The sequence below is a fragment of the Tepidimonas thermarum genome (assembly GCF_007556705.1).
GTDB classification, from domain to species: Bacteria; Pseudomonadota; Gammaproteobacteria; order Burkholderiales; family Burkholderiaceae_C; genus Tepidimonas; species Tepidimonas thermarum.
On the sequence record NZ_VJOL01000013.1, the window covers coordinates 25,452 to 50,969 of the forward strand.

A 25,518-nucleotide genomic window follows, 5' to 3' on the forward strand; every position below is an offset into this window, starting at 1 on the left:
CAGGCGTAGCTGCCACTGCGATGCGGATATCGGGCCGCGTGGCCCGTTTTTCAAGGGGACGCCGGGTTCGGCAGCAGCGCGCGCAACCGTTGGTCGACCCAGTCGCCATCGGCCTGCTGGACCCGGATGCGCACCGGCAGGCCCGGCAGCACGGGGCTAAACCACAGTTCCACGCCCGGGCCGTTACCTGGCCCGGCCACGCGTTGCACCCGCACCGCATCGAACGTGCCGGCCGGCACGGTGAGGCGCTCGTGCACGCCCGCAGCGAACGCCCAGGACTCGAGCTGTTTGGCGCCCATGACCGGCACGGCCCAGCGCTGCCCCGGCGCGGCCGTGGCCATCCAGCCGCCCAGTTGCACGAAGACCGACAATCGGTCCTGCGTGCCGCTGGGCAGGCGCTCCACCGTCACGCCGCTGTGCAGACGGGCTGTGCCGGGGCCGTCGTCGGCCGGCCAGTCGAAGGCGATCCAACGCGCGTTGCGGGCCCGGTCCTCGAAGCGCTGTGGCCGCAAGCCAGCCGGCCCCACCGTACCGCTGCTGGTCTGGGTGCGGCTGCCTACCCAAAAGGCGCGCATCGTCAGCTCGGCCTGGTAGCGCGTGCCGTCGGTTTGCCAGTGGAGGATGGCGGTGGCGCGGTAGGGCAGTCCGCGCGCTTCGCCCGTGACCTCGTACTCCCAGTGGGCAGGTGGCGGGGGCATCCACGCAGGCGGTGGTGGCACGTCCTGCGTCCGGGCATCGGCGCGGGCGACGGCCACCGCCTCCGCAGCATCGCTGCCGGGCGTGTCCAGCGGCGCCCTTTCGGTGGCGGCGCTGGCGGCGGTCTGCAGCACGTCGGGCGCAACGTCGCCGGGCAGCGCGTCGAGCGCCGGTGGGGGCGGCTGGGCGGCCAGCGCCGGCGTGGGCGTATCGGGCGCGACGGCGGGGCTGTCCGCTGCGCGCGGTGCCGGGGGCTGGCTGCGGGAGGGCGTGCGGTGCACGCGCGTGTCAGCGCGTGGCACGGCAGGGGTGGGCACGGCGGACGGTGGTGCGGCGGGCAGCAGCGCCGCCATGACCGGAGCGCGCGGCGCTGCACCGAGGCCCCCATCCGGGTCGCTGCCGGTGACCCGGGTCCAGGCCCAGCCCAGCGCGAGCGCGTGCGCGCCCGCGACCGCCGCTAAGACGGCCATGGCCCGGCGCCGTTGGGTGTGCCACCACGTCATGGGAGGGATACTAGCGGCTGCACGGCAATCGCAACACTTGACCCATGAAACTTGCCACGTACCGCGACGGCAGCCGGGATGGCCAGCTCGTCGTCGTTTCGCGCGACGGCGCACTGGCGCACTACGCCACCGGGATCGCCGACACGCTGCAGCAGGCGCTGGACGACTGGAATTTCATCGCGCCCCAGTTGCGCGATCTGGCCCTCACGCTCGAGCAGGGCAAGGCCCGGCACGCGTTTGCCTTCGACGCGCGCCAGTGCATGGCCCCGCTGCCGCGCGCCGTGGGCTGGCTGGCGCCCGATGACGACACGGCCGAGCCGCGGCCCTGGCGCAGCGATGCGTTGTGGGGGCCGATGCGGCCGCTGCCGGCCGTGGGCGGCAGCGCCGACGTCGGGCCGGCGTTGGCCGTGCTGTGCGGCGATGTGGCACCCGATGCGGATGCCGCCGTCGCGCTCGAGGGGGTGCGTCTGGTGGCGCTGGCCTGCCACTGGCGCCGTGCGCCGGACGGCGATGCGCCGCACGCGCCCTGGGGGGTGACGGTGGCGCCGTGCGTGGTCACACCCGATGCCCTGGGCGCGGCGTGGCGTGAGGGTCGGCTGACGGCTAGCGTGACGACGGCGTGGAACGGACGCAAGCTCGGCATTGCCGAGGGGGCGGATCAAACGGTGTCGTTTGGCGCGCTGCTGGCGGCGGCCGCGCGCGGTCGCGGGCTGGCGGCCGGCGTTGCCGTGGCCGGCGGCGTGCTGCCCACGCCCCAGGTGGCGGGCGACCCGCCCGCGTGGCCCCGTGGCTATGCCACCTTGGCGATGCGCCGCGCTGCCGAGCGGCTCACGCTGGGGCGGGAGGTGACACCGTGGTTGACGCCCGGCGACCGGGTGCAGATCGAGGCGCGCCTGCCCGACGGCAGCGCCCCGTTTGGCGCCATCGACGTGGTCTGGGCGGCCCCGCCTCACAACGATGGCGTGACGGCCGGGTGATCGTGCTCGTAGCGGGTTTGGCAGGGCACGCACCGCAGCGCCGTGGGGTTGGCGTGCAGGCGCGCGGCCGGGATGTCGGCACCGCAGTCCACGCACAGCCCGTAGGTGCCCGCCGCAATGCGTTGCAGCGCGTCGTCGATCGCGCGCAGTGCAGCGGTCTCGCGCTCATCGAGCGCCTGCGCCAGATCGCGCTCGCCATCGACCTGGCTCCAGTCGCCGCTTTGAATCTCGTGCGGGTCGAGCGCCGCTTGGGCGCGTCCGACCTTGCCGCCGCGCTGGGCCCGAATTTGCGCGATCAGCTCGGTGCGCATGTGCTGCAGTTGCTGGGCAAAGGTGTCGGAAATCGGTTCGCTCATGGCTTGGTGTCCAGGGTGGGGCCCGGCGTGGGCCCTATGGCCAATTGTGGCGCGATCGGCCACCCTGCACCAGCGGGGGCGCGCGCCACGGCAGCCCAAGGTGGCGCGGCCTTGACGCCGATCAAACCGGCGCTCCGCCACGCGGGGGCTGGCAGGCGCAGGGCCCGGTTGGCCCCTCTGGGCGCATGCACCGGGCTGTGGCATGCTATGGCATCAACGCACGCTCCCGTGTGCGTGGCCCCGTCAGGACCGACCCATGACCCCGCTTGACGTCAACGCCCTCCAAGCCGCCTTTGCGCCGTATGCCCGCTACATCCCGGGGTTTGCCTTTTTGCAGGGGCTTGCCGGCGGGGGGGGCGGCGACGCGCCCCCGATGGCGCAGTGGGTGGCGCCGGTGTTCGATGTCGAGGAGCTCGACCGCCGCATCCGCGATCTCAAGGCCGTGCACTTCTGGCTGGAGCAAAACGCGCGCGCCCTGCAGGCCACCATACAGGCCCTCGAGGTGCAAAAAATGACCCTGGCCACGTTGCAGGGCATGAACGTCAGCCTGGGGGAGGTGGGCCAGGCGTTGGCGGCGGCAGCGGCCGCTGCCGCCACGCCGGCATCCGCATCCGCCCCCGCGCCGACCCGCCAGGACGCTGCTGCCGCCGCGCCTGGCGCAGCGGCGGCGCCAGCGCCCGCCGCGGCAGAGGGGGCGCCCGGGGTCGATCCGGTGCGGTGGTGGCGCTCGCTCACCGAACAGTTTCAGGCGATCGCCACCCAGGCCATGCAGGACATGACCCAGCACGCCGCCACGGCGGCGGCCAGTGCCGTCGCCCGCTCGGCCACGCCGGGCGCACCCCTGGCCGACCCGGTGGCGCCGACGGCCACGCCGACGACCGCGCCTGCGCCGCGTCCGGCGCGCGCGCGGGCCACCCGGGCGCCGGCGGCGCGCTCGGCCGGGGCGGGCAAGACCAGCCCCCCGGCGACGGGGTCGGCACGCCCGCGTGGCGGTGCCGCGCGGCCGGCAGCGGCCCCGCCGGCGTCACGGAGGTCGCGCGGGTGAAGCGCTTCGTCCACGCCCACGCCACGCACCCGCAATGGCCGATGGCCGCGGCGCTGGTGCTGGCGCAGCTGCGCGCCCAGCTCGCCGTTGGCGCGGCCGATGGGCAGGCGGCGCAGGCTGAGGCCGCCAGCCGCCTGGGCGCAGGCGCGGCGACCACGCCCTTGGGGCTGGTGTACCTGACCGATGACTACGCCGATGCGGCCGCCGACATTCTCGACCACCTCAGCCACGCCTTGCCCCAGGTGACCGATTGGGTGGGCGCCATCGGGGTGGGCATTTGCGCCACGGGTGCCGAGTACATCGACGAGCCAGGGTTGGCCGTCATGCTGTGCGACCTGGCGCCATCGCGCTACCGGGTCTTCAGCGGCCTGGTGCCGCTGGGGGCCACGCAGGGGCCGGAGGGCTTTGTGCCCCAGACCGCGCTCGTGCACGCCGACCCCGCGACGCCGGAGCTGACGGAACTGGTGCAGGAACTGGCCGAGCGCACCATTGGCCACTACCTGTTTGGCGGCCTGGTGGCCAGCCGTGCGGGGTCGGTGCAAATCGCACGCTCCAGCCGCGGGGCCGTGGTCGGTCACGGGCGCGAGGCCGCCCACGGCATCTACCCCGGAGGGTTCAGCGGCGTGGCCTTCGGGCCGGATGTGGGCATCGTCTCGCGGGTCACGCAGGGGGTGCGCGCGGTCTCACCGGTGTACCGGATCACGGCGGCGCAGGGCAACCGGGTCGAGGCGCTGGACGGTCAACCGGCTTTGGAGGTGTTGCTGCGCGACCTCGGGCTGTCGCTCGACGACCTGGGGGCAGTGGTCGCACGCCTGCGCGAGACCCTGGTGGGCCTGCAGGTGCCGCAGGCGCAGGCGGCCATCGCCCCCGCCCGGCCGGGGCGCGTGCCCCTGCGCGTGGGCGACGACGTGCTGGTGCGGCACGTGATCGGGCTGGACCCCCTGCGCCGCGCGGTCGTCATCGCCGACGAGGCGCCGCTGGGCGGCACCTGGATGCTGTGCGAGCGCCACGCGCAGGCCGCCCGTGCCGACTTGGTGCGCATCTGCGCCGAAATCCGCGACGAGCTCAGTCCCGATGCCGGTGACGGGCTCGCGCACGATCCCGTTGCGCGCATCGCAGGTGCGGTCTACGTCAGCTGCAACCGCCGCGGCGGCCCCCATTTTGGCGCTGCCGGGGCGGAGTTGCAGATCGTGCGCCAAGCGCTGGGTGACGTGCCCCTGGTGGGGTTCTTCGCGGCGGGGGAAATCGCGCACCACCGCCTCTACGGCTACACCGGGGTGTTGACCGTTTTCGTGGCCGACGAGGGCGCTGGCCCCGACGGTTGAAAGTGGGCTGGGCCGCCCCCACCTGAGCCGGCAGTGACGCATTCCCAAGAAGAAAGGACCGCGGTGGAGTTCAAAGACTATTACGCGGTGCTGGGCGTGGCGCGCGACGCCAGTGCCGACGAGATCAAAAAAGCGTATCGCAAGCTGGCGCGCAAATACCACCCGGACGTCAGCAGCGAGGCCGACGCCGCGCAGCGCATGAGCGAGGTCAACGAGGCCTACGCGGTGCTGTCCGACCCGGAAAAGCGAGCCGCCTACGACCGGCTGGCGCAGGCGCACCGCTCGGGGCAGGCGTTTACCCCGCCGCCGGACTGGGACGCGGGCTTCGAGTTCCACGGCGCGCCCGAAGGCATGGACGCGGCCGAATTCAGCGACTTCTTCAGCACGCTGTTTGGCCACATGGCCGGCGCGCGCGCGGCGGGGCGGCGCCCGCACCGGGGCGCGCCGGGGCGCGGCGAGGACCACCACGCCAAGGTCGTGCTCGACCTGGAGGATGCCTGGCGCGGCGGCACGCGCACCCTCACGCTGCAGGTGCCGCAACTCGACGAGCACGGCCACCTGCGCCTGCGCAACCGCACGCTCGAGGTGCGCATCCCCGCTGGCGTGCGGCCTGGGCAGATGATTCGGTTGGCGGGCCAGGGCGGCGCGGGCGATCCGCCGGGCGATCTGTACCTGGAAGTGGTGGTGCGCCCGCACCCGCGCTACCGCTTGGAGGGCAAGACCCTGATCACCGACTTGCCGCTGGCCCCGTGGGAAGCGGCCCTGGGCGCGGTGGTGCCGGTGGCGCTGCCCGATGGCAGCACGCTCAAAGTGCGGGTGCCCGCGGGCAGCCAGGGCGGCCAGACCCTGACCGTGCGTGGCAAGGGCTTGCCGGCGCGCGAGCCCGGCGATCTGGAGTTGCAACTGCGCGTCATCCTGCCCAGCGCGTACGACCCGCGCGCCAAGGCGCTGTACGAGCGCATGGCCGCCGAGTTGACCGATTTCGACGCGCGCAAGGTGGCGGCCGCCGAGGCCGAAAGGAGCCGTTGAGATGGAACGGGACGTGTTGCGCGTGGACATCTCGCTGGACGCGCCGGGGCTGGACGCCGAGGCGCTGTGCCGCGCCGCCGGGGTGGCGCTGACGTGGTGGCACGAGGCCCTGCAGGCCGGGCGGGTGAGCGCCTGCGCCGATGCGCAGGGCTTCGATGCCGCGGCCCTGCGCCGGGTGCGCCGCCTGGCTTGGCTGCAGCACCACTTCGACGCCGACCCGGAGCTGGCCGCGCTGGTGGTGGACCTGGAAGAAGAAATCGAGCGCCTGCGCGCGCAGGTGCGGCGTCTGTCGTTCGACGCGGGCGTGTGAGGCGCGCGCCGCATCCACGCCCGGCACCGGGGGGCGCTAGACCCCTTGCGCGCGCTCGGCGGCAAAGCGTTGCCGGTAGTCGCCAAACGTGCCGGCGTCGAGCGCGTCGCGCACCTCTTGCATCAGGTTCAGGTAGTAGTGCAGGTTGTGGATCGTGGCCAGCATCGGACCCAGCATCTCGCCGCAGCGGTCCAGGTGGTGCAGGTAGGCGCGCGAAAAGCCCGCGCGCCCGCCGGCATGCCAGGGAATACCGCTGTCGCCCGCGCAGGCGTAGCAGGTGCAGCTCGGGTCGATCGGGCGCGGGTCGGTTTTGTGGCGCGCGTTGCGGATCTTCAGATCCCCATAGCGCGTGAAGTAGGTGCCGTTGCGCGCGTTGCGCGTGGGCATGACGCAGTCGAACATGTCCACGCCGCAGGCCACGCCTTCGACCAGATCCTCGGGTGTGCCCACCCCCATCAGGTAGCGCGGTTTGTGCGCCGGCAGCCGGTGCGGCGTGTGCGCCATGATGCGGCGCATCGCCTCCTTGGGCTCGCCCACGCTCACGCCGCCCACCGCATAGCCGGGAAAGTCCATCTCGACCAGCGCCTGCAGCGACTCCTCGCGCAGGTGCTCGAACATGCCACCCTGCACAATCCCAAAAAGCGCGTTGCGGTTGCCCAGGCGTTCGAACTCGGCTTGGGAGCGCCGCGCCCAGCGCAGGCTCATCTCCATGCTCTGGCGCGCCTCGGCCTCGGTGGTCACGTGACCGTTGGCCTTGTCGCCCTGCCAGTAGGGCGTGCACTCGTCCAGCTGCATGACGATGTCGCTGTCGAGCGCGGTCTGGATTTGGATGCTGACCTCGGGCGACATGAACAGCTTGTCGCCGTTGACGGGCGAGGCAAAGTGCACCCCTTCCTCGGTGATTTTGCGCATCGCCCCCAGGCTCCAGACCTGAAAGCCGCCGGAGTCGGTCAGGATCGGCCGCTCCCACTGCTCGAACGCGTGCAGGCCGCCAAATGCGCGAATCACGTCCAGCCCCGGGCGCATCCACAGGTGAAAGGTGTTGCCCAGGATGATTTGCGCGCCCATTTCGCGCAGGCTGCGCGGCATCACGCCCTTGACCGTGCCGTAGGTGCCCACGGGCATGAAGATCGGGGTTTGCACCACCCCGTGGTTGAGCTTGAGCACGCCACGCCGGGCGTGGCTGCCGGCATAGCCGTCGCGGGGGGGATCGGTGCGAAGGACGGTGAATTCCAGCATGGTCGGCAGGGGGTCAGGGCTGGCCGCGCTGCAGCAGCATCGCGTCGCCGTAGCTGAAAAAGCGGTAGTGCTGCGCGATCGCGTGGCGGTACAGCGCCATGATGTGCTCGTAGCCGGCAAAGGCCGACACCAGCATCAGCAACGTGCTGCGCGGCAGGTGAAAGTTGGTGATGAGCAGGTCCACCACCCGGAAGTCGAAGCCGGGGGTGATGAAGATGTCGGTGTCGCCCTCGGTTTGGCCGGTGCGGGCCCAGCTCTCCAGCGTGCGCACGGTGGTCGTGCCCACCGCCACGATGCGCCCGCCGGCGCGGCGCGTGCGCTCCAGCGCCGCCAGCGTCTGCGGCGGGATGCGGTACCACTCGCTGTGCATGCGGTGGGCGCGGATGTCCTCGCCCTTGACCGGCGCAAAGGTGCCCGCGCCCACATGCAGCGTGACGTTGGCGCGCGGCACCCCACGCGCCTGCAACGCCGCCAGCACCGCCGCATCGAAGTGCAGCGCCGCGGTGGGCGCCGCCACCGCGCCGGGGGTCTGGGCAAACACCGTTTGGTAGCGGCGTTCATCCTCTTCGGTGTCGCCGTGTTCGATGTAGGGCGGCAGCGGCACGTGGCCGTGGCGGGCCATCAGCACGTACGGGTCGTCGGAAAAGCGCAGGTGGAACAGCGGCCCGTCGGCGTCGGGCCAGCGCCCCAGCAGCGTGGCGCTGAAGGCGGGCTGCCCGTCGGGGCCCGGCGCCATGCGCAGCACGGTGCCCGCGCTGGGCTTTTTGCTCACCTTCATGTGCGCCACCACCTCGTGGTTGCCGAGCACGCGCTCCACCAGCAGCTCCAGCCGCCCGCCGGTGGGCTTTTCGCCGTACAGGCGCGCTTTGATCACCTGCGTGTCGTTGAACACGAGCAGGTCGCCCGGCTGCAACAGCGCGGGCAGATCGCGGAAGATGCGGTCGGCCGGTGGCCAGGTGCGGCCGTCGAGCAGCCGCGCGGCGCTGCGCTCGGGCGCCGGGTGCTGGGCGATCAGCTCGGGGGGTAGGGCGAAGTCGAAGTCGCTGGTGGTCCAGGTGCGTGTCGGCGCGCCGGTGGGGGCAGGGTGGGTCATGATGCTCGAGGGCCGGACGGGCCCGTGCCAAGTCCAAGAGAAAGTGCCGATTGTCCCACGCGGCGCGCAGCGATCGTCTACAGTGCGGGTTTCCCAACCAAACGCTGGAAATGTGCGATGTGGATGCAGGTGATGTGGTTTGTCGCTGGCTTGGTGGCATTGGTGGTGGGGGCGGACGCGCTGGTGCGCGGCGCCTCGCGCCTGGCGCTGTCGTGGGGGATTTCGCCGCTGGTCGTGGGGCTGACCATCGTGGCCTTTGGCACCAGCGCGCCCGAGATGGCGGTTTCCACCGCCGCCGTCCTCAACGGCCAGAACGACATCGGGGTGGGCAACGTGGTGGGCAGCAACATTTTCAACGTGCTGTTCATTTTGGGTGTCAGCGCGCTCATCGCGCCGCTCGTGGTGCACGTGCAGTTGATCCGGCAGGAGGTGCCGATCATGCTCGGCGCGTCGGTGCTGTTGTTGGTGCTGGCGCTCGATGGTCGCATCGCTTGGTGGGAGGGGGCGCTGCTGCTTGCGCTGCTGGTGGCGTACACGGTGTTTCTGATCGTGCAGGCACGGCGGCAATCGGCGGCGGACGCGGCGGTCTTCGACGCTGAACTGCCACCCCCCGCGCCCAACGCGTGGGACGCACACTGGGCGGTGCAACTGGGGCTGATCGTCGTCGGCCTGGCGCTGCTGGTGCTGGGGTCGGATTGGCTGGTGGGCGCTGCGGTGGCGTTTGCCAAGGCGCTGGGGGTCAGCGACGTGGTGATCGGCTTGACCATCGTGGCGGCCGGCACGTCGATGCCGGAGGTCGCCACGTCGATTGCCGCGGCGCTCAAAGGCGAGCGCGACATCGCCGTGGGCAATGTGGTGGGCAGCAACACCTTCAACATCCTGGGGTGCCTGGGCCTGGCGGGTGTGGCCTCGGCGGGCAGCGGCATCACCGTCGCGCCCTCGGTGCTTTCGTTCGACATCTGGGTCATGCTGGCCGTGGCGCTGGTGTGCTTGCCGGTATTCTTCACGGGGCGTGAAATCGCGCGCTGGGAGGGGGCGCTGTTCCTGGGGTACTACGTCGCCTACACCGCCTACCTCGTGTTGGCCGCGCAGGGGTCGCCGGCGCTGCCGGGGTACTCGGCAGCCATGCTGGGGTTCGTGGTGCCGCTGACCGTGGTGGCGCTGGTCACCAGCGTGTTGCGCACGCCCCGGCAGCCGCCTGCGGGCTGAGGCGGCGCGCGTGCGCGCGGCGCCGGAGTGCGGCACAATACGAACGACCGTTCGAGGGCGCCGTCCGAAGCGCCCCGCACCGACTCAGAGGAGACCCGCCGGCCATGTCTGCTGCACCGTCGCTGTCACGCTGGACCCCGCAGCGCGCCACGTGGCGACAAGCCGCCTTCGACGACTACGCGCTGGTGGTGCTGGCCCTCGGGGGCCTGGTGGCCGTGCTGTGGCTGGCTCCGTTTGCCGTTTACCGGGCCATCACCGGCAACTGGCTGGCAGCGGTGTCGGATGCCGTGCTGGCGCTGACCATCGGCGGTGCGGCGGTCTATGCTTGGCGCACGCGCGACACCCGTTGGCCGGGGTGGATCATGGCGGTGGCCATCGTCGGCGGCATTTGGGCGATCGGCGTGGCGGCGCAGTTTGCGGCGCTGTTTTGGGCCTATCCCGGCGTGCTGATGAATTTCTTTTTGGTGCCGGCGCCCGCCGCGGCGCTGCTGGGGGCGGCGGCGGTCGCCGGCGCGGCGCTGCTGTCGTGGCAGGAGCTCGGCGGCACCGAGGGGTTGCCCTTTTTCGTCATCACCAACGTGCTCACCGGCGTGTTCGGCTACCTCGTGTCGCAGCAGGCGCAGCGCCGCATCGTGCGCTGGCAGACCCTGAGCCTGCTCGACCCCCTGACGGGCGTGGGCAATCGGCGCCTGATGGAAGTCGAGCTCGCGCAGGCCTTTACCGCCGCGGGGACGGGAGGCACGCTGGCCGTGCTCGACCTCGACCACTTCAAGGCCATCAACGACCAGCACGGCCACGAGGTGGGCGATGCCGTGCTGCGCGACGTGGTGGCGGTGGCGCAAGCCTGTCTGCGCAAAACCGACCGCCTCTACCGCCTGGGCGGCGAAGAATTCGTGATCTGGTTGCCGCACGGCGACCAGGCGGCCGCCGCGGTGGTCCTGGAGCGCGTGCGGTGCGCGGTGCGCGCGCAGGTGCGCGTGGGCGAGCGTGCCGTCACGCTGTCGGCGGGGGCGGCCACCCACGCGCCACCGGAGGCGTGGGAAGCCTGTTTGGCCCGGGCCGACGCGGCGCTCTACCGGGCCAAGCGCGAGGGGCGTGACCGCCTGGTCTGGCCGCTGATCGATGAGGGCATCCCCGCGCGCACCTGACCCGGAGCGCAGCCCGGAGCGCGAACGCCTCAGCGGGCCGCAGCGCGCGCTGCGCCGCCTGGGGCTGGTGCGCCCGATTGACCTGGCGCTGCACTTGCCGCTGCGCTACGAGGATTTGACGCGCGTGCGGCCGCTGGCCGACGCGCAGGATGGCGACGAGGCCCTGATCGAAGGCGAGGTGCTGGCCTGCGAGGTGCGCCTGCGCCCACGCCGCCAGCTCATCGCCACGCTGGCCGTGGCCGGTGGGGGGCGCTGCACGCTGCGCTTCTTCACCTTCTACCCCAGTCACCAGCGGGCGTTGGCCGTGGGCGCGCGCGTGCGGGCGCACGGCGAGTTGCGCGGCGGTTGGGCGGGCTGGACGCTGGTGCACCCGCGGCTGCTGCCCGTGGATGCGCCGTTGCCGGCCGGACTCACGCCCGTCTACCCCACCACGGCGGGGCTGCCGCAGGCGTATTTGCGCGCGGCGGTGGCGCGTGCGCTGCAGCAGGCCGACCTGAGCGAAACCGTCCCGCCCGAGGCGCTGGCCGATTTGCCGGGGGCCAGCGGCCCGCCGTGGACCTTGCAGGCGGCGCTGGCGTTTTTGCACCACCCCGATCCACGCACGCCGCGCGCGGCGCTCGAAGACCGTGCCCACCCGGCCTGGCAGCGCCTCAAAGCCGAGGAGTTGTTGGCCCAGCAGTTGGCGCAGGTGCAGGCACGGCGCGAGCGCGACGCCCTGCGCGCCCCGGTGCTGCGCGCCGCTGCCGACGGCTTGCCGTGGCGCTTGCAGGCCGCGCTGCCCTTTGCCCTGACCGGCGCGCAGCAGCGTGTGGTGGCCGAAATCAGCGCCGATCTGGCGCGCGCCATCCCGATGCACCGGCTGCTGCAAGGCGACGTGGGCAGCGGCAAAACCGTGGTCGCCGCGCTGGCCGCGGCGGTGGCCATCGACGCGGGCTGGCAGTGCGCGTTGATGGCGCCAACCGAAATCCTGGCCGGGCAGCACTTTGGCAAGATGGTGCAGTGGCTCGAGCCGCTGCTCGCGCCCCTGGGCCGCGGCGTGGCCTGGCTCACGGGCAGCCAGCCGCGCGCGCAGCGGCATGCCATGCTGGCGCGCATCGCCGCGGGCGAGGCGGCGCTGGTGGTGGGCACCCACGCCGTCATTCAGGAGCAGGTCACCTTCGAGCGGCTGGGCCTGGCCGTGATCGACGAGCAGCACCGTTTTGGCGTCGCCCAGCGCCTGGCGCTGCGCCAAAAAGCCGGTGCTGGCGCCGCGGGGGTCGAACCCCACCTGCTGATGATGAGCGCCACGCCCATCCCGCGCACGCTGGCCATGAGCGTGTACGCCGACCTCGACGTGTCCACGCTCGACGAGCTGCCGCCTGGGCGCAGCCCCATCGTCACCAAGGTGTTGGCCGACCACCGCCGCCCCGAGGTGATCGCGCGCATTCGGGCCCAGGTGGCGCAGGGGCGGCAGGTGTACTGGGTTTGCCCGCTGATCGAGGAAAGCGAGGCGCTGGACGTGCGCGCCGCCACCGCCACCCACGCCGAACTCGTGGCGGCGCTGGCCGGCGTGACCACGCCCGACGGCCGGGCGGTACAGGTCGGGCTGCTGCACTCGCGCCTGAGCGCCGCGGACAAAAAGGCCATCATGGCCGCCTTTGCCGCCGGGGACCTCGCGGTGCTGGTCAGCACCACCGTCATCGAGGTCGGGGTGGACGTGCCCAACGCGTCCCTGATGGTGATCGAGCACGCCGAGCGCTTTGGCCTGAGCCAGCTGCACCAGTTGCGCGGGCGCGTCGGGCGCGGCGCCGTGGCCTCGGTCTGTTTGCTGCTCTACAGCCCGGGGGAGTCGGGCCGCGTCAGCGAGTCGGCGCGCGCGCGCCTGCGCGCCATGGTCGAGACGCAAGACGGCTTCGAAATCGCGCGCCGTGACCTGGCCCTGCGCGGGCCGGGCGAGTTTTTGGGGGCGCGCCAATCGGGCACGCCGCTGCTGCGCTTTGCCGATTGGCAAACCGATGAGCCGCTCATCGCGTGGGCGCACCGCTGGGCCCCGCGCCTGTGGCAGCAGCATCCGCAGCTTGCCCAGCGCCACCTGGCACGCTGGCTGGGCGTCAAGTTGGACTATCTCAAGGCTTGACCCGATAATCGCGGCTGCCGCCCGTTGCGCGGCAGCGCCACCGGCGCGACGCCCCTGTCCCCGGAGTGTGTGTCCATGACCCTGACCGAACTCAAATACGTGGTTGCGGTGGCGCGCGAGCGCCACTTCGGCAGGGCGGCCGAGGCTTGCTTCGTCTCGCAGCCCACCCTGTCGGTGGCCATCAAAAAGCTCGAGGAGGAGCTCGAGGTCAAAATCTTCGAGCGCAGCGCCAGCGAGGTCACCGTCACGCCACTGGGCGAGGAGATCGTGCGCCAGGCCCAAATCGTGCTCGAGCAGGCCGCCGCCATCAAGGAGATAGCCAAGCGCGGCAAAGACCCGCTGGCCGGGCCGCTGCGCTTGGGGCTGATCTACACCATCGCCCCGTATTTGCTGCCGGATCTGGTCAAACAAGTCATCGAGCGCGCGCGCCAGATGCCGCTGATCCTGCAGGAGAACTTCACCACCCGGCTGCTGGAGCAACTGCGCCTGGGCGAGCTGGACGCAGCCATCCTGGCCGAGCCCTTCCCCGACACCAACCTGGCGGTGGCGCCGCTGTACGACGAGCCCTTTGTGGCCGTGGTCCCGCGTGACCACCCGCTGGCCACGCGCGCCAGCATCACGGCCGATGAGCTCAAGCGCGAGACCATGCTGTTGCTGGGCAACGGGCATTGCTTTCGCGACCACGTGCTGCAGGTGTGCCCGGAGTTTGCGCGCTTTTCCGACAACGCCGAAGGCATCCAGAAAACCTTCGAAGGCTCGTCGCTCGAGACCATCAAGCACATGGTCGCCGCGGGCATGGGCGTGACGCTGGTGCCGCGGCTGTCGGTGCCCAAAGGCGCGCTCGATCCCGTGCAGCGCGACGCGCTGGCCGCCCAGGCGCCGGGCGATGCCGGCTACGTTCGCTACCTTCCCTTCGACGGCGAGCCGCCCAGCCGCCGCGTCGTGCTCGTGTGGCGGCGCAGTTTTACCCGCTACGAAGCCATTGCCGCGCTGCGCAACGCCGTCTATGCCTGTGAGTTCCCCGGATGCAAGCGTCTGACCTGATGCCCCCGTTCCCCGGCCCGTGGTGGCGCGAACGCCTGACACTCTACCTGGACCTCATCCGCTGGGACCGCCCGGCCGGCTGGTTGCTGCTGCTGTGGCCCACGCTGTCGGCGCTGTGGCTGGCCGCAGGTGGGTGGCCGGGCTGGCACCTGCTGGTCGTCTTCGTTGCCGGCACCGTGCTCATGCGCAGCGCCGGCTGCTGCGTCAACGACGTGGCCGACCGCGAGTTCGACCGCCACGTCAAGCGCACCGCCCAGCGACCCGTCACCAGCGGGCGCCTCTCCGCGCGCGAGGCCCTGACGGTGGGCGCCGCGCTGGCGCTGGTGGCGTTCGCGCTCGTGCTCACCACGCACGCCGCTGCGGTGGCCTGGTCGTTCGCGGCGCTGGCGGTGGCGGTGTTCTACCCCTACACCAAGCGCTTCTTCGCCATGCCCCAGGCGGTGCTCGGCGTGGCGTTTAGCTTTGGCATTCCGATGGCCTTTGCCGCGGTGCACGGCGAGGTGCCCGCGCTGGCCTGGGGCCTGCTGCTGGCCAACGCCTTTTGGGTGCTGGCCTACGACACGGAATATGCGATGGTCGACCGCGACGACGACCTGCGCATCGGCATCCGCACCTCGGCCATCACGCTGGGCCGCTGGGACGTGGCCGCCGTGCTGGCCTTCTACGCCTTGCACCTGGCGCTGTGGTCGGTGCTGGTGTGGCCGCACGCCGGTGGGCCGTGGTTCGCCGCCGGCGTGGCGGCCGCGGCGGCGCAGGTGCTGTGGCACGCGCGGCTGATCCGCGACCGCACGCGCGAGGGGTGTTTTCGCGCGTTTCGCCTCAACCACTGGTTGGGCGCAACGCTGTTTGCCGGCCTGGCGCTGCAGTTGGCGCTGGGCTGACTGGGCGGCGCAGCGATCAAGCGCCGGCCTCTCCCTTCACGCGCCAAAGGCGTCGCCCAGTTCTTGCGCGCGCTGGCGCGCCGCGTGCATCGCGCCGATGAAGGCGTGTTTCACCCCGGCCGCTTCCAGCGCAGCCAGCGCGGCGGCGGTCGTGCCCCCCTTGGACGTGACGCGCTCGCGCAGCACCTCGGGGGGCTCGCCGGCGTCCTGGGCCAGGCGGGCGGCCCCGATGAAGGTGCCGATCGCCAGCTCCAGCGCCACCGCGGCCGGCAGGCCCATCGCGGTGCCGGCTTCGCGCATGGCTTCCAGGAAATAAAAGACATAGGCCGGGCCTGAGCCGGACAGCGCGGTGACCGCGTCCAGCGCGGCCTCGTCGTCCACCCACACCCAGCGTCCGGTGCCCGCGATCAGCGCCTCGGCCAGGCGGCGGTCCTCGGCGTTCACCCCCGGCAGCGCATACACCCCGGTCATGCCCTGGCCCACGAGCGCGGGCGTGTTGGGCATGGTGCGCACGATGCGCGCGCTGCCCAGCCAGGCCTGCATGCTCGCACAGCGGATGCCGGCGGCCACACTCAGGTGCAAGGCGCCCGCCACATGGGGGGCGGCCGCCGCGGCGGCCTCGCGGAAGGTTTGCGGTTTGACGGCCCACACCGCCAGGCGGCTGCCCGCCAGCGCGGGACTGGCCGCTTCCAGCGTGCGCACGCCAAAGCGCTCGCGCACCTGGGCACGCGCGGCTTCGCCGGGGTCCACGACGGTGATGTCGCCAGGCTGGCAGCCGCCACGCAGCAAGGCCGCGATGATGGCGCTGGCCATGTTGCCGCCGCCGATGAAGGCGATGCGCTGGCCGAGCAAGGGCGCAGCCGCAGCGGGTGACGGTTGGGGAGCGGGGGTGGTGGCATCCATGCGCCGCATTGTCGCGCAAGGCAGGGCCTCTTGGCGCGGTGCCTGCCGCCGCGCGCCAACAGCGGCGCATGCCCACGAGCGCCAACGGTACTGGACGAATACAAGCGCTTGACAAGCGATCAAAACCCCGCGAGAATATGCGGCTTCGCCCACTGGGTGAAGACCATCTGCCCACCGAAGCGGGTGGCAGCACAGTTGAGGTTGCGTTTGGCGGCCGCCGATGTTGGCGGTGGCGCTGGGCGGCTTTGGCTGTTGCGGTGCCTGCGACGACGGGCCCAAGACTGATCGCCTCGGCCCGGTGGCCCAGGGATTCAAGTTGGGACTTTCATCATGATTCAAACGCAAACTCGACTCGATGTTGCTGACAACACGGGTGCCAAGTCCGTGATGTGCATCAAGGTGCTGGGGGGCTCCAAGCGCCGCTACGCCAGCGTGGGCGACATCATCAAGGTCAGCATCAAAGAAGCCGCGCCGCGTGGCCGCGTCAAGAAGGGCGAGGTCTACAACGCGGTCGTGGTGCGCACGGCCAAGGGCATTCGCCGTCCGGACGGTGCGCTCATCAAGTTCGACGGCAACGCCGCCGTGCTGCTCAACAACAAGCTGGAGCCGATCGGCACCCGCATCTTCGGCCCGGTCACGCGCGAGCTGCGCACCGAGCGTTTCATGAAGATCGTGTCCCTGGCGCCCGAAGTTCTCTGAGGAACCGTCATGAACAAGATCCGTACAGGCGACGAAGTCATCGTCATCGCGGGGCGCGACAAGGGCAAGCGCGGCAAGGTGCTGCGGCGCGCCGACGAGGAGCGTGTGGTCGTCGAGGGCGTCAACGTGGTCAAGAAGCACGTGCGTCCCAACCCCCTCAAGGGCATTGCCGGTGGCATCGTCGAAAAGACCATGCCCATCCACCAGTCCAACGTCGCCATCTTCAACCCCGCCACGGGCAAGGCCGATCGCGTCGGTGTGAAGGTGCTGGCCGACGGCAAGAAGGTGCGCGTCTACAAGTCCAGCGGCGAAGAAATCAAGGTGGCATGACCATGGCACGTTTTCAACAACTCTACCGCGACAAGATCGCGCCGGCGCTCAAGGCCCAGTTCGGCTACCAGTCCGTCATGGAAGTGCCGCGCATCACCAAGATCACGCTCAACATGGGCGTGGGCGAGGCCGTGGCCGACAAGAAGGTGCTGGAAAACGCTGTTGCCGATCTGACCAAGATCGCCGGCCAAAAGCCCGTCGTCACCCGCGCCCGCAAGGCGATTGCCGGCTTCAAGATCCGCGAGGGCCAGCCGATTGGCTGCATGGTCACGCTGCGCGGTGCGCGCATGTACGAATTCCTGGACCGCTTCGTCACCATCGCGCTGCCGCGCGTGCGTGACTTCCGCGGCATTTCGGCGCGTGCCTTCGACGGCCGTGGCAACTACAACATCGGGGTCAAAGAGCAAATCATCTTCCCCGAGATCGAATACGACAAGGTCGATGCGGTGCGGGGGCTGAACATCAGCATCACGACGACGGCCAAGACCGACGAAGAGTGCAAGGCGCTGCTCGCCGGTTTCCGTTTTCCGTTCAAGAACTGAGGTGGTCCGTGGCTAAGCAAGCTTTGCTCCAGCGTGAACTCAAGCGCGACAAACTGGTCGCCAAGTTCGCCAACAAGTACAACGAGTTGAAGGCCATCGCCAAGGACGCCAAGCGTTCGGACGAAGAGCGCGACGCGGCCCGTGCGGCGCTGCAAAAGCTGCCGCGCAACGCGAACCCGACCCGCCAGCGCAACCGCTGCGGCATCACCGGTCGTCCGCGTGGCACGTTCAAGCAATTCGGTCTGGCCCGCACCAAGATTCGCGAGCTGGCCTTTGCCGGTGAAATCCCCGGTGTGACCAAGGCCAGCTGGTAAGGCGCGAAGGAGAACCCCAAATGAGCATGAGTGATCCGATCGCCGACATGCTGACCCGCATCCGCAACGCGCAGATGGTGGACAAGGCCGTCGTGACGATGCCGGCTTCCAAGCTGAAGACCGCCATCGCCCAGGTGTTGAAGGAAGAGGGTTACATCGACGGCTTCCAGGTCAAGGAAGCCGGCGGCAAAAAGGAACTGGAAATCGCCCTGAAGTACTACGCGGGGCGCCCCGTCATCGAGCGCATCGAGCGCGTCAGCCGTCCGGGCCTGCGCGTCTACCGTGGCGCCAAGTCCATCCCGCAGGTCATGAACGGCCTGGGCGTGGCCATCGTCACCACCCCCAAGGGTGTGATGACCGACCGCAAGGCGCGCGCTGCCGGCGTCGGCGGCGAAGTGCTGTGCTACGTCGCTTGAGGCGAGGCAGGAAGGAGCAACACAAATGTCTCGTGTAGCGAAAGCCGCCATCACCATCCCGCAAGGCGTCGAGGTGGCCATTGGCGAAGACCGCATCAACGTCAAGGGCGCGCTCGGTGCGCTGAGCCTGCCCCTGAACCCCCAGGTCAAGGTGGCGCAAGACGGCGGCAAGTTGACCTTTGCGCCGGCCAACGACACGCGCGAGGCCGATGCCCTCAGCGGCACCGTGCGCCAGCTGGTCAACAACATGGTCGTCGGTGTCAGCAAGGGCTTCGAGCGCAAGCTGACGCTGGTGGGCGTGGGTTACAAGGCCGCCGCCCAGGGCAGCAAGCTCAACCTCAACGTGGGCTTCTCGCACCCGGTGGAAATCGAGATGCCCGCGGGCATCAAGGCCGAGACCCCGACGCCGACCGAAATCCTGATCAAGGGTGCGGATCGCCAAAGCGTCGGTCAAGTGGCCGCCAAGGTCCGTTCGGTGCGTCCCCCCGAGCCGTACAAGGGCAAGGGCATCCGCTATGCGGATGAGAAGGTCGTCATCAAAGAGACCAAGAAGAAATAAGGACTGCGAACATGTTGACCAAGAAAGAACAGCGTTTGCGTCGCGCGCGGCAAACCCGCATCCGCATTGCCCAGCAAGGGGCGGTGCGTCTGGCGGTGCACCGCACCAACCTGCACATCTACGCCAACATCATCTCCGGCGACGGTTCGCGTGTCCTGGCCTCGGCCTCGACGCTGGAGCCCGAGGTGCGCGCCCAGCTCGGTGGCGCCGGCAAAGGTGGCAACACCGCCGCGGCAGCCCTGATCGGCAAGCGCATTGCCGAGAAGGCCAAGGCGGCCGGCATCGAGAAAGTGGCGTTCGACCGCTCGGGCTTTGCCTACCACGGCCGTGTCAAGGCCCTGGCCGAAGCCGCGCGTGAAGCTGGCCTGCAATTCTGACGGAGCGGGTGACGCAAATGGCAAAAATGCAAGCAAATGTGAAGACCGAAGGCAACGATGACGGCCTGCGGGAGAAGATGATTGCGGTCAACCGCGTGACCAAGGTGGTCAAGGGTGGCCGCATCATGGGCTTTGCCGCGCTGACCGTGGTGGGTGACGGCGACGGCCGCATCGGCATGGGCAAGGGCAAGGCGCGCGAAGTGCCGGTGTCCGTGCAAAAGGCCATGGACGAGGCGCGTCGCAGCATGTTCAAGGTGCAGCTCAAAGGCGGCACCCTGTACCACGAGGTCAAAGGTCACCACGGCGCCTCCACCGTCATCATGATGCCCGCGCCCAAGGGGACGGGCATCATCGCCGGCGGCCCGATGCGCGCCGTCTTCGAGGTGATGGGGATCACCGACGTCGTGGCCAAGAGCCATGGCTCGACCAACCCGTACAACCTGGTGCGCGCGACGCTGGATGCGCTGCGCAAGTCGACCACCCCGGCCGAGGTCGCCGCCAAGCGCGGCAAGTCGGTCGAGGAACTCGTGGCCTGATCGGGAGAACACCATGTCGACCCCCAACACCGTCAAAGTCAAGCTGGTGCGCAGCCCGATCGGCTGCAAGGCATCGCACCGCGCCACGGTGCGCGGCCTGGGTCTGCGCAAGCTCGGCAGCGTGCGCGAGCTGCAGGACACCCCGGCCGTGCGCGGCATGATCAACAAGGTGAGCTACCTGGTGCAGGTGCTCTGATCGGAGTCTCGTGATGGAACTCAACACCCTCAAGCCCGCTGCGGGCTCGAAGAAGCCTCGCCGCCGCGTCGGCCGTGGCATCGGTTCCGGTCTGGGCAAGACGGCGGGCCGCGGCCACAAGGGCCAGAAGTCGCGCTCGGGCGGCTTCCACAAGGTCGGCTTCGAAGGCGGTCAAATGCCGCTGCAGCGCCGCCTGCCCAAGCGCGGGTTCAAGTCGCAGTCGCTCAAGTTCAACGCCGAGGTCACGCTGGCCGACCTGCAGGCGCTGGGCCAGGCCGAAGTCGACCTGCTCACGCTCAAGCAAGCCGGGCTCGTGCCCCAGCTGGCCAAGAAGGTCAAGGTCATCAAGACCGGTGAGATCAGCATCGCTGTCAAGCTGACCAACGTCGCGGCCACGGCCGGCGCCAAGGCCGCCATCGAGGCGGCGGGCGGTTCGGTGGCCTGATCGCTGGCAGCACGCATCCGGGATCGCTCGTGGCCACCAACGCAACGACTCTCGCCAAGACCGGCAAGTTCGGCGACCTGCGTCGCCGGCTGGTGTTCCTGCTGCTGGCCCTGGTGGTGTACCGCATCGGGGCGCACATCCCCGTGCCGGGCATCGACCCCGTGCAGCTCGAGCAGCTGTTCAAGGGTCAGCAGGGCGGCATCCTGAGCCTGTTCAACATGTTCTCGGGCGGGGCGCTGTCGCGCTTCACGGTGTTCGCGCTCGGGATCATGCCGTACATCTCGGCGTCGATCATCATGCAGTTGATGACCTACGTCGTGCCGACGTTCGAGCAGCTCAAGAAGGAAGGTGAAGCCGGCCGGCGCAAGATCACCCAGTACACGCGCTACGGCACGGTGGTGCTGGCGGTGTTCCAGGCGTTGGGCATTGCGCTGGCGCTGGAAGGCTCGCCGGGCCTGGTGATCGCGCCGGGTTTGGGCTTCCGCTTTACCGCGGTGGTCAGCCTGGTGGCGGGCACGATGTTCCTGATGTGGCTGGGTGAGCAAATCACCGAGCGCGGCTTGGGCAATGGGATTTCCATCCTGATCTTCGCCGGTATCGCGGCGGGGCTGCCCAACGCGATTGGCGGTTTGCTGGAGCTCGTGCGCACCGGCGCGATGAGCATTCCCGCGGCCCTGTTCATCGTCGCCCTGGTGGTGCTGGTGACGTACGCGGTGGTGTTCATCGAACGCGGGCAGCGCCGCATCCTGGTGAACTATGCGCGCCGTCAGGTCGGCAACAAGATCTACGGTGGCCAGTCGTCGCACCTGCCGCTCAAGCTCAACATGGCTGGCGTCATTCCGCCGATCTTCGCCTCGTCCATCATCTTGCTGCCCACCACGCTGGTGAGTTGGATGAGCACGGGTGAGAGCACGCGTTGGCTGCGGGATTTGGCGTCGGCGCTGTCGCCGGGGCAGCCGATCTACGTGGCGTTGTACGCGGCGGCGATCGTCTTCTTCTGCTTCTTCTACACGGCGCTCGTGTTCAACAGCCGCGAAACCGCCGACAACCTGAAGAAGAGCGGCGCGTTCATCCCCGGGATCCGTCCGGGCGACCAGACCGCGCGCTACATCGACAAGATTCTGCTGCGCCTGACGCTGGCCGGTGCGGTCTACATCACCCTGGTGTGCCTGCTGCCGGAGTTCCTGATCCTGAAGTACAACGTGCCGTTTTACTTTGGGGGCACCTCGCTGCTGATCATCGTCGTGGTGACGATGGATTTCTGGGCCCAGGTGCAGAACTACCTGATGTCGCAGCAGTACGAATCGCTGCTGAAGAAGGCCTCGTTCAAGGCCTCGGGTGCGTGACAACATGGCGAAGGACGATGTCATCGAGATGCAGGGTGAGGTGATCGAAAACCTCCCCAACGCGACCTTCCGGGTCAAACTGGAAAACGGTCACGTCGTGCTGGGGCACATCTCCGGCAAGATGCGTATGCACTACATCCGCATCCTGCCGGGGGACAAGGTCAAGGTCGAGCTCACGCCGTATGACCTGACGCGCGCCCGCATCGTGTTTCGCGCCAAGTGAGCGACCGCTTTACGTTTTTAGGAGAGCAACATGCGAGTTTCGGCTTCGGTCAAGAAAATGTGCCGCAACTGTAAGATCATCCGTCGCCATGGCGTCGTGCGCGTGATTTGCACCGACCCGCGACACAAGCAGCGTCAAGGCTGATTCGATAGAGGACCACCATGGCACGTATCGCTGGTATCAACATCCCGCCGCACAAGCACGCCGAAATCGGCCTGACGGCCATTTACGGCATCGGCCGCACCCGTGCGCGCCAGATTTGCGACGCCTGCGGCATTCCGTATTCGAAAAAGATCAAAGACCTCTCCGACGCCGAACTCGAAAAGGTGCGCGAGCAGGTCGGTCGTTTCACGATCGAGGGTGACCTGCGTCGTGAAGTGACCATGAACATCAAGCGCCTGATGGACATCGGCTGCTACCGCGGTTTCCGTCACCGCCGTGGCCTGCCGGTGCGCGGCCAGCGCACCAAGACCAATGCGCGCACGCGCAAGGGTCCGCGCAAAGCCGCTCAGCCGCTGAAGAAGTAATTTGCCGCATAAAGGACAGTCATGGCCAAGTCTCCCTCTGCCAACGCCGCGGCCCGCGTGCGCAAGAAGGTTCGCAAGAACATTGCCGATGGCATCGCGCACGTGCACGCGTCGTTCAACAACACCATCATCACCATCACCGACCGCCAAGGCAACGCGCTGGCGTGGGCGTCGGCGGGTGGCCAAGGGTTCAAGGGTTCGCGCAAGTCCACGCCGTTTGCGGCGCAGGTCGCGTCCGAAGCGGCCGGTCGCGCCGCGATGGAACAGGGCATCAAGAACCTGGATGTCGAAATCAAAGGCCCCGGCCCGGGCCGCGAGTCGTCGGTGCGCGCGCTGGGTGCGCTGGGCATCAAGATCACGTCGATTTCGGACGTGACGCCGGTGCCGCACAACGGCTGCCGTCCCCCGAAGCGCCGCCGCATCTGACGGCGCGGGGCAAGCGTCTGGCGCAGACGCGCTGGGCACGCTACAATAGTTGGCTTTTTTAGGTGGCGCTTGCTTGGTTTGGCCGAGTGGGCGCCTTGCTTGAGACCACCGCCAGCGTGGGCTGGTGCCAGCAACCCGACCAAGGCCCCCCAAGGCCCGGTGCGCACCCACCCGTTGGCTCCCGCAATGACCCCGGCCGGGGTCGGTTGCGGCAGTCTGGAAAGGAAAACCAGTGGCACGTTATCTCGGCCCCAAGGCCAAGCTCTCCCGCCGTGAAGGCACCGACCTGTTTCTGAAGAGCGCGCGCCGCTCGATCAGCGACAAGGCCAAATTCGAAACCAAGCCCGGCCAGCACGGCCGCACCTCCGGCTCGCGCACCTCGGACTTCGGTCTGCAGCTGCGTGAAAAGCAAAAGGTCAAGCGCATGTACGGTGTGCTGGAGCGCCAGTTCCGCCGCTACTTTGCCGAGGCCGATCGCCGCCGTGGCAACACCGGCCAAAACCTGCTGTCGATTCTCGAGTCGCGCCTGGACAACGTCGTCTACCGCATGGGCTTTGCCTCCACCCGTGCCGAGGCGCGCCAGCTCGTGTCGCACAAGGCGATCAGCGTCAATGGCCAGACGGTCAACATCCCGTCCTACCTGGTCAGCCCGGGCGACGTGGTGGCCGTGCGCGAAAAGGCCCGCAACCAAACCCGCGTCAAGGAAGCGCTGGAGCTGGCCAAGCAGATCGGCTTCCCGGCTTGGGTCGAAGTCGCCGCGGACAAGTGCGAAGGCGTGTTCAAGAAGGTGCCGGACCGCGATGAGTTCGGTGCCGACATCAACGAGTCGCTGATCGTCGAACTGTACTCGCGTTGATCATCGGGCGTGCTCGATTAGAGCCCGGATTCCGCAGCCTGCGGGATCCGGGATTTTGTGCTCCATCGGCCTTATCGGTGTAACGAGCCGAGGGTATTGAAGGAAGTCCGAATGCTGAATAACCTGCTCAAACCCAAGACCATTCAAGTCGAGCGCCTGTCGGCCAACCGCGCCGAGGTCACGCTCGAGCCCTTCGAGCGGGGCTATGGCCACACGCTGGGCAATGCGCTGCGGCGGGTGCTGCTGTCGTCGATGGTCGGGCACGCGCCGACGGAGGTCACGATCGCGGGCGTCGTGCATGAATTTTCCACCATCGACGGGGTGCAGGAGGACGTGGTGCACATCCTGCTCAACCTCAAGGGTGTGGTGTTCAAGCTGCACAACCGCGACGAGGTGACGCTGAGCCTGCGCAAAGAGGGCGAAGGCGTGGTCACCGCGGGCGACATCCAAACCTCGCACGATGTCGAGATCCTCAACCCCGAGCACCCGATCGCCACGCTGGCGCCCGGCGCCAAGCTCGACATGCAGATCAAGGTCGAGAAGGGTCGCGGCTACGTGCCGGGCAACGTGCGCAAGGGCGACGACCACCGCAACAGCATCGGCCGCATCGTGCTCGATGCGTCGTTCTCGCCGATCAAGCGTGTCAGCTACGCGGTCGAAAACGCGCGCGTGGAGCAGCGCACCGACCTGGACAAGCTGGTGCTCGACATCGAGACCAACGGCGCCATTGGCCCGGAAGAGGCCGTGCGCGCTGCGGCCAAGATTCTGGTGGAGCAGCTGGCGGTGTTCGCGCAGCTCGAAGGCGGCGCGGCGTTCGAAGCCGGCGCCAAGGACAAGGGCAGCGCGCCCGCGTTCGACCCGCTGCTGCTGCGTCCGGTGGACGAGCTCGAGCTCACGGTGCGCTCGGCCAACTGCCTCAAGGCGGAAAATATCTACTACATCGGTGACCTGATCCAGCGCACCGAAAACGAGCTGCTCAAGACCCCCAACCTGGGCCGCAAGTCGCTCAACGAGATCAAGGAAGTGCTGGCGTCGCGCGGGCTGACGCTGGGCATGAAGCTGGACAACTGGCCGCCGGCTGGTCTGGAAAAGCACTGATCGCCGTTTTCCCTCAACCCTCCCAGTGACCCCCGGCGGTACCTGATCCGGCCGCCGGTGACAAGACAGAAAGGACCTTCCCATGCGTCACGGACACGGACTTCGCAAACTCAACCGCACCAGCGCCCACCGCCAGGCGATGTTGCGCAACATGGCCAACTCGCTGCTCAAGCACGAGGCGATCAAGACCACGCTGCCCAAGGCCAAGGAATTGCGCCGCGTCGTCGAGCCGCTGATCACGCTGGCCAAAAAGCCCTCGCTGGCCAATCGCCGCCTGGCGTTCGACCGCCTGCGCGACCGCGAGACCGTGGTCAAGCTGTTCAACGAGCTGGGGCCGCGTTTTGCCAACCGCCCGGGCGGCTACACGCGCATCCTGAAGATGGGGTTCCGCGTCGGCGACAACGCGCCCATGGCCTACATGGAGCTGGTCGATCGCGCCGCGCCCGCTGCCGAGCCGGCGACAGCCGACGGCGACAAAGCCGAATAATCGTGCTATAATTTTCGTCTCTGACGCGCGGTGGAGCAGTCTGGTAGCTCGTTGGGCTCATAACCCAAAGGTCGGTGGTTCAAATCCATCCCGCGCAACCAAACCGTCCAACCCGCTGGCCCCAAGCCAGTGGGTTTTTTCATGTGCGCCCGGCACGGGCGCACTCTTGGAGGTGAAAGTCCTCCCGTAAGTTGATCACAGCGAACGAAGCGAAGCGCAACTGCAAGAGGGTGACCGATTGTGGGGAGGAAGCGTGGAGCGAAGCTG

General features: G+C 69.1%; 33 protein-coding genes and 1 tRNA gene. 29 read left to right on the top strand and 5 right to left on the bottom strand.

Annotated features, from left to right (window positions below):
* Positions 1-50: 50 nt before the first annotated feature.
* Complete coding sequence (locus Tther_RS04925; protein ID WP_143901497.1) at positions 51-1,199, bottom strand: DUF3108 domain-containing protein; 1,149 nt, start codon at positions 1,197-1,199, stop codon at positions 51-53.
* Between the two features lie 44 nt (positions 1,200-1,243).
* Here Tther_RS04925 and Tther_RS04930 point away from each other — a divergent pair, with 44 nt between their 5' ends.
* The gene (locus Tther_RS04930) at positions 1,244-2,176 is read left to right on the top strand and encodes a fumarylacetoacetate hydrolase family protein (RefSeq protein ID WP_143901499.1); all 933 of its coding nucleotides are present in this window, start codon (positions 1,244-1,246) and stop codon (positions 2,174-2,176) included.
* On the opposite strand, the gene Tther_RS04935 is transcribed toward Tther_RS04930, so the two are convergent.
* Positions 2,149-2,532 (bottom strand): TraR/DksA family transcriptional regulator, encoded by a 384-nt coding sequence (locus Tther_RS04935; protein WP_143901501.1) that lies wholly within the window; start codon positions 2,530-2,532, stop codon positions 2,149-2,151. The genes Tther_RS04930 and Tther_RS04935 overlap by 28 nt on opposite strands.
* A 256-nt stretch (positions 2,533-2,788) precedes the next feature.
* On the opposite strand from Tther_RS04935, the gene Tther_RS04940 reads away from it, so the two are divergent.
* From Tther_RS04940 to Tther_RS04955, 4 genes are all read left to right on the top strand, one after another.
* Positions 2,789-3,577: a PhaM family polyhydroxyalkanoate granule multifunctional regulatory protein gene (locus tag Tther_RS04940; RefSeq protein WP_185975011.1), complete on the top strand. Its 789-nt coding sequence runs from the start codon at positions 2,789-2,791 to the stop codon at positions 3,575-3,577.
* The gene (locus tag Tther_RS04945; RefSeq protein WP_246098919.1) at positions 3,574-4,902 is read left to right on the top strand and encodes an FIST signal transduction protein; all 1,329 of its coding nucleotides are present in this window, start codon (positions 3,574-3,576) and stop codon (positions 4,900-4,902) included. The genes Tther_RS04940 and Tther_RS04945 overlap by 4 nt, the downstream gene beginning before the upstream one ends.
* Before the next feature lie 63 nt (positions 4,903-4,965).
* Positions 4,966-5,931 (top strand): DnaJ C-terminal domain-containing protein, encoded by a 966-nt coding sequence (locus Tther_RS04950; RefSeq protein WP_143901558.1) that lies wholly within the window; start codon positions 4,966-4,968, stop codon positions 5,929-5,931.
* 1 nt (position 5,932) lies between these two features.
* Positions 5,933-6,241, top strand: coding sequence for a chaperone modulator CbpM (locus Tther_RS04955; protein ID WP_143901503.1), 309 nt, complete (start codon positions 5,933-5,935; stop codon positions 6,239-6,241).
* Between the two features lie 36 nt (positions 6,242-6,277).
* Here Tther_RS04955 and tgt read toward each other — a convergent pair whose 3' ends face one another.
* Positions 6,278-7,480 (bottom strand): tRNA guanosine(34) transglycosylase Tgt, encoded by a 1,203-nt coding sequence (tgt, locus tag Tther_RS04960; protein WP_143901505.1) that lies wholly within the window; start codon positions 7,478-7,480, stop codon positions 6,278-6,280.
* 13 nt (positions 7,481-7,493) lie between these two features.
* On the bottom strand, positions 7,494-8,573 hold the full coding sequence (gene queA, locus Tther_RS04965; RefSeq protein WP_143901507.1) for a tRNA preQ1(34) S-adenosylmethionine ribosyltransferase-isomerase QueA: 1,080 nt from the start codon (positions 8,571-8,573) through the stop codon (positions 7,494-7,496).
* Positions 8,574-8,696: 123 nt separating this feature from the next.
* Between queA and Tther_RS04970 the strand changes: the two genes are divergently transcribed.
* The 5 genes from Tther_RS04970 to ubiA all read left to right on the top strand — a co-directional run bounded on the left by Tther_RS04970 (position 8,697) and on the right by ubiA (position 14,971).
* Entirely contained in the window at positions 8,697-9,782 is a 1,086-nt protein-coding gene (locus tag Tther_RS04970; protein WP_143901509.1) for a calcium/sodium antiporter, read from the top strand.
* A 104-nt stretch (positions 9,783-9,886) separates the two neighbouring features.
* Positions 9,887-10,930 carry a GGDEF domain-containing protein gene (locus tag Tther_RS04975; RefSeq protein ID WP_143901511.1) on the top strand — a complete coding sequence of 348 codons (1,044 nt, stop codon included), beginning with the start codon at positions 9,887-9,889 and terminating at the stop codon, positions 10,928-10,930.
* Positions 10,905-13,046, top strand: coding sequence for an ATP-dependent DNA helicase RecG (gene recG, locus Tther_RS04980; RefSeq protein WP_143901513.1), 2,142 nt, complete (start codon positions 10,905-10,907; stop codon positions 13,044-13,046). The genes Tther_RS04975 and recG overlap by 26 nt, the downstream gene beginning before the upstream one ends.
* A 75-nt stretch (positions 13,047-13,121) precedes the next feature.
* Positions 13,122-14,090, top strand: a complete 969-nt coding sequence (locus Tther_RS04985) for a hydrogen peroxide-inducible genes activator (protein WP_143901515.1) — start codon at positions 13,122-13,124, stop codon at positions 14,088-14,090.
* Positions 14,072-14,971, top strand: a complete 900-nt coding sequence (gene ubiA / locus Tther_RS04990; RefSeq protein WP_246098921.1) for a 4-hydroxybenzoate octaprenyltransferase — start codon at positions 14,072-14,074, stop codon at positions 14,969-14,971. The genes Tther_RS04985 and ubiA overlap by 19 nt, the downstream gene beginning before the upstream one ends.
* Positions 14,972-15,007: 36 nt before the next feature.
* Here the strand turns inward: ubiA and proC are convergent, their stop codons facing one another.
* Positions 15,008-15,874: a pyrroline-5-carboxylate reductase gene (gene proC, locus Tther_RS04995; protein WP_143901517.1), complete on the bottom strand. Its 867-nt coding sequence runs from the start codon at positions 15,872-15,874 to the stop codon at positions 15,008-15,010.
* 330 nt (positions 15,875-16,204) lie between these two features.
* On the opposite strand from proC, the gene rplN reads away from it, so the two are divergent.
* The 19 genes from rplN (at position 16,205) to Tther_RS05090 (ending at position 25,352) form a co-directional block, all read left to right on the top strand.
* Entirely contained in the window at positions 16,205-16,573 is a 369-nt protein-coding gene (rplN, locus tag Tther_RS05000; protein ID WP_043700216.1) for a 50S ribosomal protein L14, read from the top strand.
* A 9-nt stretch (positions 16,574-16,582) separates the two neighbouring features.
* A complete protein-coding gene (rplX, locus tag Tther_RS05005; RefSeq protein WP_143901519.1) occupies positions 16,583-16,903 on the top strand; it encodes a 50S ribosomal protein L24 in 321 nt (106 codons plus the stop codon).
* A 2-nt stretch (positions 16,904-16,905) separates the two neighbouring features.
* A complete protein-coding gene (rplE, locus tag Tther_RS05010; RefSeq protein WP_143901522.1) occupies positions 16,906-17,445 on the top strand; it encodes a 50S ribosomal protein L5 in 540 nt (179 codons plus the stop codon).
* A gap of 8 nt (positions 17,446-17,453) precedes the next feature.
* The gene (rpsN, locus tag Tther_RS05015; protein ID WP_143901524.1) at positions 17,454-17,759 is read left to right on the top strand and encodes a 30S ribosomal protein S14; all 306 of its coding nucleotides are present in this window, start codon (positions 17,454-17,456) and stop codon (positions 17,757-17,759) included.
* Positions 17,760-17,779: 20 nt separating this feature from the next.
* Positions 17,780-18,175: a 30S ribosomal protein S8 gene (gene rpsH, locus Tther_RS05020; protein ID WP_143901526.1), complete on the top strand. Its 396-nt coding sequence runs from the start codon at positions 17,780-17,782 to the stop codon at positions 18,173-18,175.
* A 25-nt stretch (positions 18,176-18,200) separates the two neighbouring features.
* The gene (rplF, locus tag Tther_RS05025) at positions 18,201-18,734 is read left to right on the top strand and encodes a 50S ribosomal protein L6 (protein ID WP_143901528.1); all 534 of its coding nucleotides are present in this window, start codon (positions 18,201-18,203) and stop codon (positions 18,732-18,734) included.
* Positions 18,735-18,745: 11 nt separating this feature from the next.
* Positions 18,746-19,111 carry a 50S ribosomal protein L18 gene (rplR, locus tag Tther_RS05030; protein WP_143901530.1) on the top strand — a complete coding sequence of 122 codons (366 nt, stop codon included), beginning with the start codon at positions 18,746-18,748 and terminating at the stop codon, positions 19,109-19,111.
* Between the two features lie 17 nt (positions 19,112-19,128).
* A complete protein-coding gene (rpsE, locus tag Tther_RS05035) occupies positions 19,129-19,647 on the top strand; it encodes a 30S ribosomal protein S5 (protein WP_143901532.1) in 519 nt (172 codons plus the stop codon).
* A 13-nt stretch (positions 19,648-19,660) separates the two neighbouring features.
* Positions 19,661-19,843: a 50S ribosomal protein L30 gene (gene rpmD, locus Tther_RS05040; protein ID WP_143901534.1), complete on the top strand. Its 183-nt coding sequence runs from the start codon at positions 19,661-19,663 to the stop codon at positions 19,841-19,843.
* Between the two features lie 13 nt (positions 19,844-19,856).
* Positions 19,857-20,288 (top strand): 50S ribosomal protein L15, encoded by a 432-nt coding sequence (rplO, locus tag Tther_RS05045; RefSeq protein ID WP_143901536.1) that lies wholly within the window; start codon positions 19,857-19,859, stop codon positions 20,286-20,288.
* A gap of 29 nt (positions 20,289-20,317) precedes the next feature.
* On the top strand, positions 20,318-21,634 hold the full coding sequence (gene secY, locus Tther_RS05050) for a preprotein translocase subunit SecY (RefSeq protein WP_143901538.1): 1,317 nt from the start codon (positions 20,318-20,320) through the stop codon (positions 21,632-21,634).
* A 4-nt stretch (positions 21,635-21,638) separates the two neighbouring features.
* Positions 21,639-21,857 carry a translation initiation factor IF-1 gene (gene infA, locus Tther_RS05055; protein ID WP_043700245.1) on the top strand — a complete coding sequence of 73 codons (219 nt, stop codon included), beginning with the start codon at positions 21,639-21,641 and terminating at the stop codon, positions 21,855-21,857.
* 30 nt (positions 21,858-21,887) lie between these two features.
* On the top strand, positions 21,888-22,001 hold the full coding sequence (gene rpmJ, locus Tther_RS05060; protein ID WP_072242940.1) for a 50S ribosomal protein L36: 114 nt from the start codon (positions 21,888-21,890) through the stop codon (positions 21,999-22,001).
* 17 nt (positions 22,002-22,018) lie between these two features.
* Entirely contained in the window at positions 22,019-22,384 is a 366-nt protein-coding gene (gene rpsM, locus Tther_RS05065; protein ID WP_143901540.1) for a 30S ribosomal protein S13, read from the top strand.
* A gap of 21 nt (positions 22,385-22,405) precedes the next feature.
* Positions 22,406-22,810, top strand: a complete 405-nt coding sequence (gene rpsK / locus Tther_RS05070) for a 30S ribosomal protein S11 (RefSeq protein WP_043700250.1) — start codon at positions 22,406-22,408, stop codon at positions 22,808-22,810.
* A 232-nt stretch (positions 22,811-23,042) separates the two neighbouring features.
* Complete coding sequence (gene rpsD / locus Tther_RS05075; protein WP_143901542.1) at positions 23,043-23,666, top strand: 30S ribosomal protein S4; 624 nt, start codon at positions 23,043-23,045, stop codon at positions 23,664-23,666.
* A gap of 111 nt (positions 23,667-23,777) precedes the next feature.
* A complete protein-coding gene (locus Tther_RS05080; RefSeq protein ID WP_143901544.1) occupies positions 23,778-24,764 on the top strand; it encodes a DNA-directed RNA polymerase subunit alpha in 987 nt (328 codons plus the stop codon).
* Between the two features lie 82 nt (positions 24,765-24,846).
* Complete coding sequence (rplQ, locus tag Tther_RS05085; RefSeq protein ID WP_143901546.1) at positions 24,847-25,251, top strand: 50S ribosomal protein L17; 405 nt, start codon at positions 24,847-24,849, stop codon at positions 25,249-25,251.
* Between the two features lie 24 nt (positions 25,252-25,275).
* Positions 25,276-25,352, top strand: a tRNA-Met gene (locus Tther_RS05090).
* Positions 25,353-25,518: the final 166 nt, after the last annotated feature.

Excerpts from the sequence above, each read along its gene's own strand:
- rplN (WP_043700216.1), top strand. The coding sequence starts at position 16,205 with ATGATTCAAACGCAAACTCGACTCGATGTTGCTGACAACACGGGTGCC.
- recG (WP_143901513.1), top strand. The coding sequence starts at position 10,905 with ATGAGGGCATCCCCGCGCGCACCTGACCCGGAGCGCAGCCCGGAGCGC.
- rplQ (WP_143901546.1), top strand. The coding sequence starts at position 24,847 with ATGCGTCACGGACACGGACTTCGCAAACTCAACCGCACCAGCGCCCAC.
- proC (WP_143901517.1), bottom strand. The coding sequence starts at position 15,874 with ATGGATGCCACCACCCCCGCTCCCCAACCGTCACCCGCTGCGGCTGCG.
- rpsK (WP_043700250.1), top strand. The coding sequence starts at position 22,406 with ATGGCCAAGTCTCCCTCTGCCAACGCCGCGGCCCGCGTGCGCAAGAAG.
- Tther_RS04985 (WP_143901515.1), top strand. The coding sequence starts at position 13,122 with ATGACCCTGACCGAACTCAAATACGTGGTTGCGGTGGCGCGCGAGCGC.
- Tther_RS04925 (WP_143901497.1), bottom strand. The coding sequence starts at position 1,199 with ATGACGTGGTGGCACACCCAACGGCGCCGGGCCATGGCCGTCTTAGCG.
- Tther_RS04935 (WP_143901501.1), bottom strand. The coding sequence starts at position 2,532 with ATGAGCGAACCGATTTCCGACACCTTTGCCCAGCAACTGCAGCACATG.
- Tther_RS04940 (WP_185975011.1), top strand. The coding sequence starts at position 2,789 with ATGACCCCGCTTGACGTCAACGCCCTCCAAGCCGCCTTTGCGCCGTAT.
- Tther_RS04975 (WP_143901511.1), top strand. The coding sequence starts at position 9,887 with ATGTCTGCTGCACCGTCGCTGTCACGCTGGACCCCGCAGCGCGCCACG.
- infA (WP_043700245.1), top strand. The coding sequence starts at position 21,639 with ATGGCGAAGGACGATGTCATCGAGATGCAGGGTGAGGTGATCGAAAAC.
- Tther_RS04955 (WP_143901503.1), top strand. The coding sequence starts at position 5,933 with ATGGAACGGGACGTGTTGCGCGTGGACATCTCGCTGGACGCGCCGGGG.
- rpmJ (WP_072242940.1), top strand. The coding sequence starts at position 21,888 with ATGCGAGTTTCGGCTTCGGTCAAGAAAATGTGCCGCAACTGTAAGATC.
- rplE (WP_143901522.1), top strand. The coding sequence starts at position 16,906 with ATGGCACGTTTTCAACAACTCTACCGCGACAAGATCGCGCCGGCGCTC.
- rplF (WP_143901528.1), top strand. The coding sequence starts at position 18,201 with ATGTCTCGTGTAGCGAAAGCCGCCATCACCATCCCGCAAGGCGTCGAG.
- rplO (WP_143901536.1), top strand. The coding sequence starts at position 19,857 with ATGGAACTCAACACCCTCAAGCCCGCTGCGGGCTCGAAGAAGCCTCGC.
- Tther_RS04970 (WP_143901509.1), top strand. The coding sequence starts at position 8,697 with ATGCAGGTGATGTGGTTTGTCGCTGGCTTGGTGGCATTGGTGGTGGGG.
- tgt (WP_143901505.1), bottom strand. The coding sequence starts at position 7,480 with ATGCTGGAATTCACCGTCCTTCGCACCGATCCCCCCCGCGACGGCTAT.
- Tther_RS05080 (WP_143901544.1), top strand. The coding sequence starts at position 23,778 with ATGCTGAATAACCTGCTCAAACCCAAGACCATTCAAGTCGAGCGCCTG.
- rpmD (WP_143901534.1), top strand. The coding sequence starts at position 19,661 with ATGTCGACCCCCAACACCGTCAAAGTCAAGCTGGTGCGCAGCCCGATC.
- rpsH (WP_143901526.1), top strand. The coding sequence starts at position 17,780 with ATGAGCATGAGTGATCCGATCGCCGACATGCTGACCCGCATCCGCAAC.
- rplX (WP_143901519.1), top strand. The coding sequence starts at position 16,583 with ATGAACAAGATCCGTACAGGCGACGAAGTCATCGTCATCGCGGGGCGC.
- queA (WP_143901507.1), bottom strand. The coding sequence starts at position 8,573 with ATGACCCACCCTGCCCCCACCGGCGCGCCGACACGCACCTGGACCACC.
- Tther_RS04930 (WP_143901499.1), top strand. The coding sequence starts at position 1,244 with ATGAAACTTGCCACGTACCGCGACGGCAGCCGGGATGGCCAGCTCGTC.
- rpsE (WP_143901532.1), top strand. The coding sequence starts at position 19,129 with ATGGCAAAAATGCAAGCAAATGTGAAGACCGAAGGCAACGATGACGGC.
- rpsM (WP_143901540.1), top strand. The coding sequence starts at position 22,019 with ATGGCACGTATCGCTGGTATCAACATCCCGCCGCACAAGCACGCCGAA.
- rplR (WP_143901530.1), top strand. The coding sequence starts at position 18,746 with ATGTTGACCAAGAAAGAACAGCGTTTGCGTCGCGCGCGGCAAACCCGC.
- ubiA (WP_246098921.1), top strand. The coding sequence starts at position 14,072 with ATGCAAGCGTCTGACCTGATGCCCCCGTTCCCCGGCCCGTGGTGGCGC.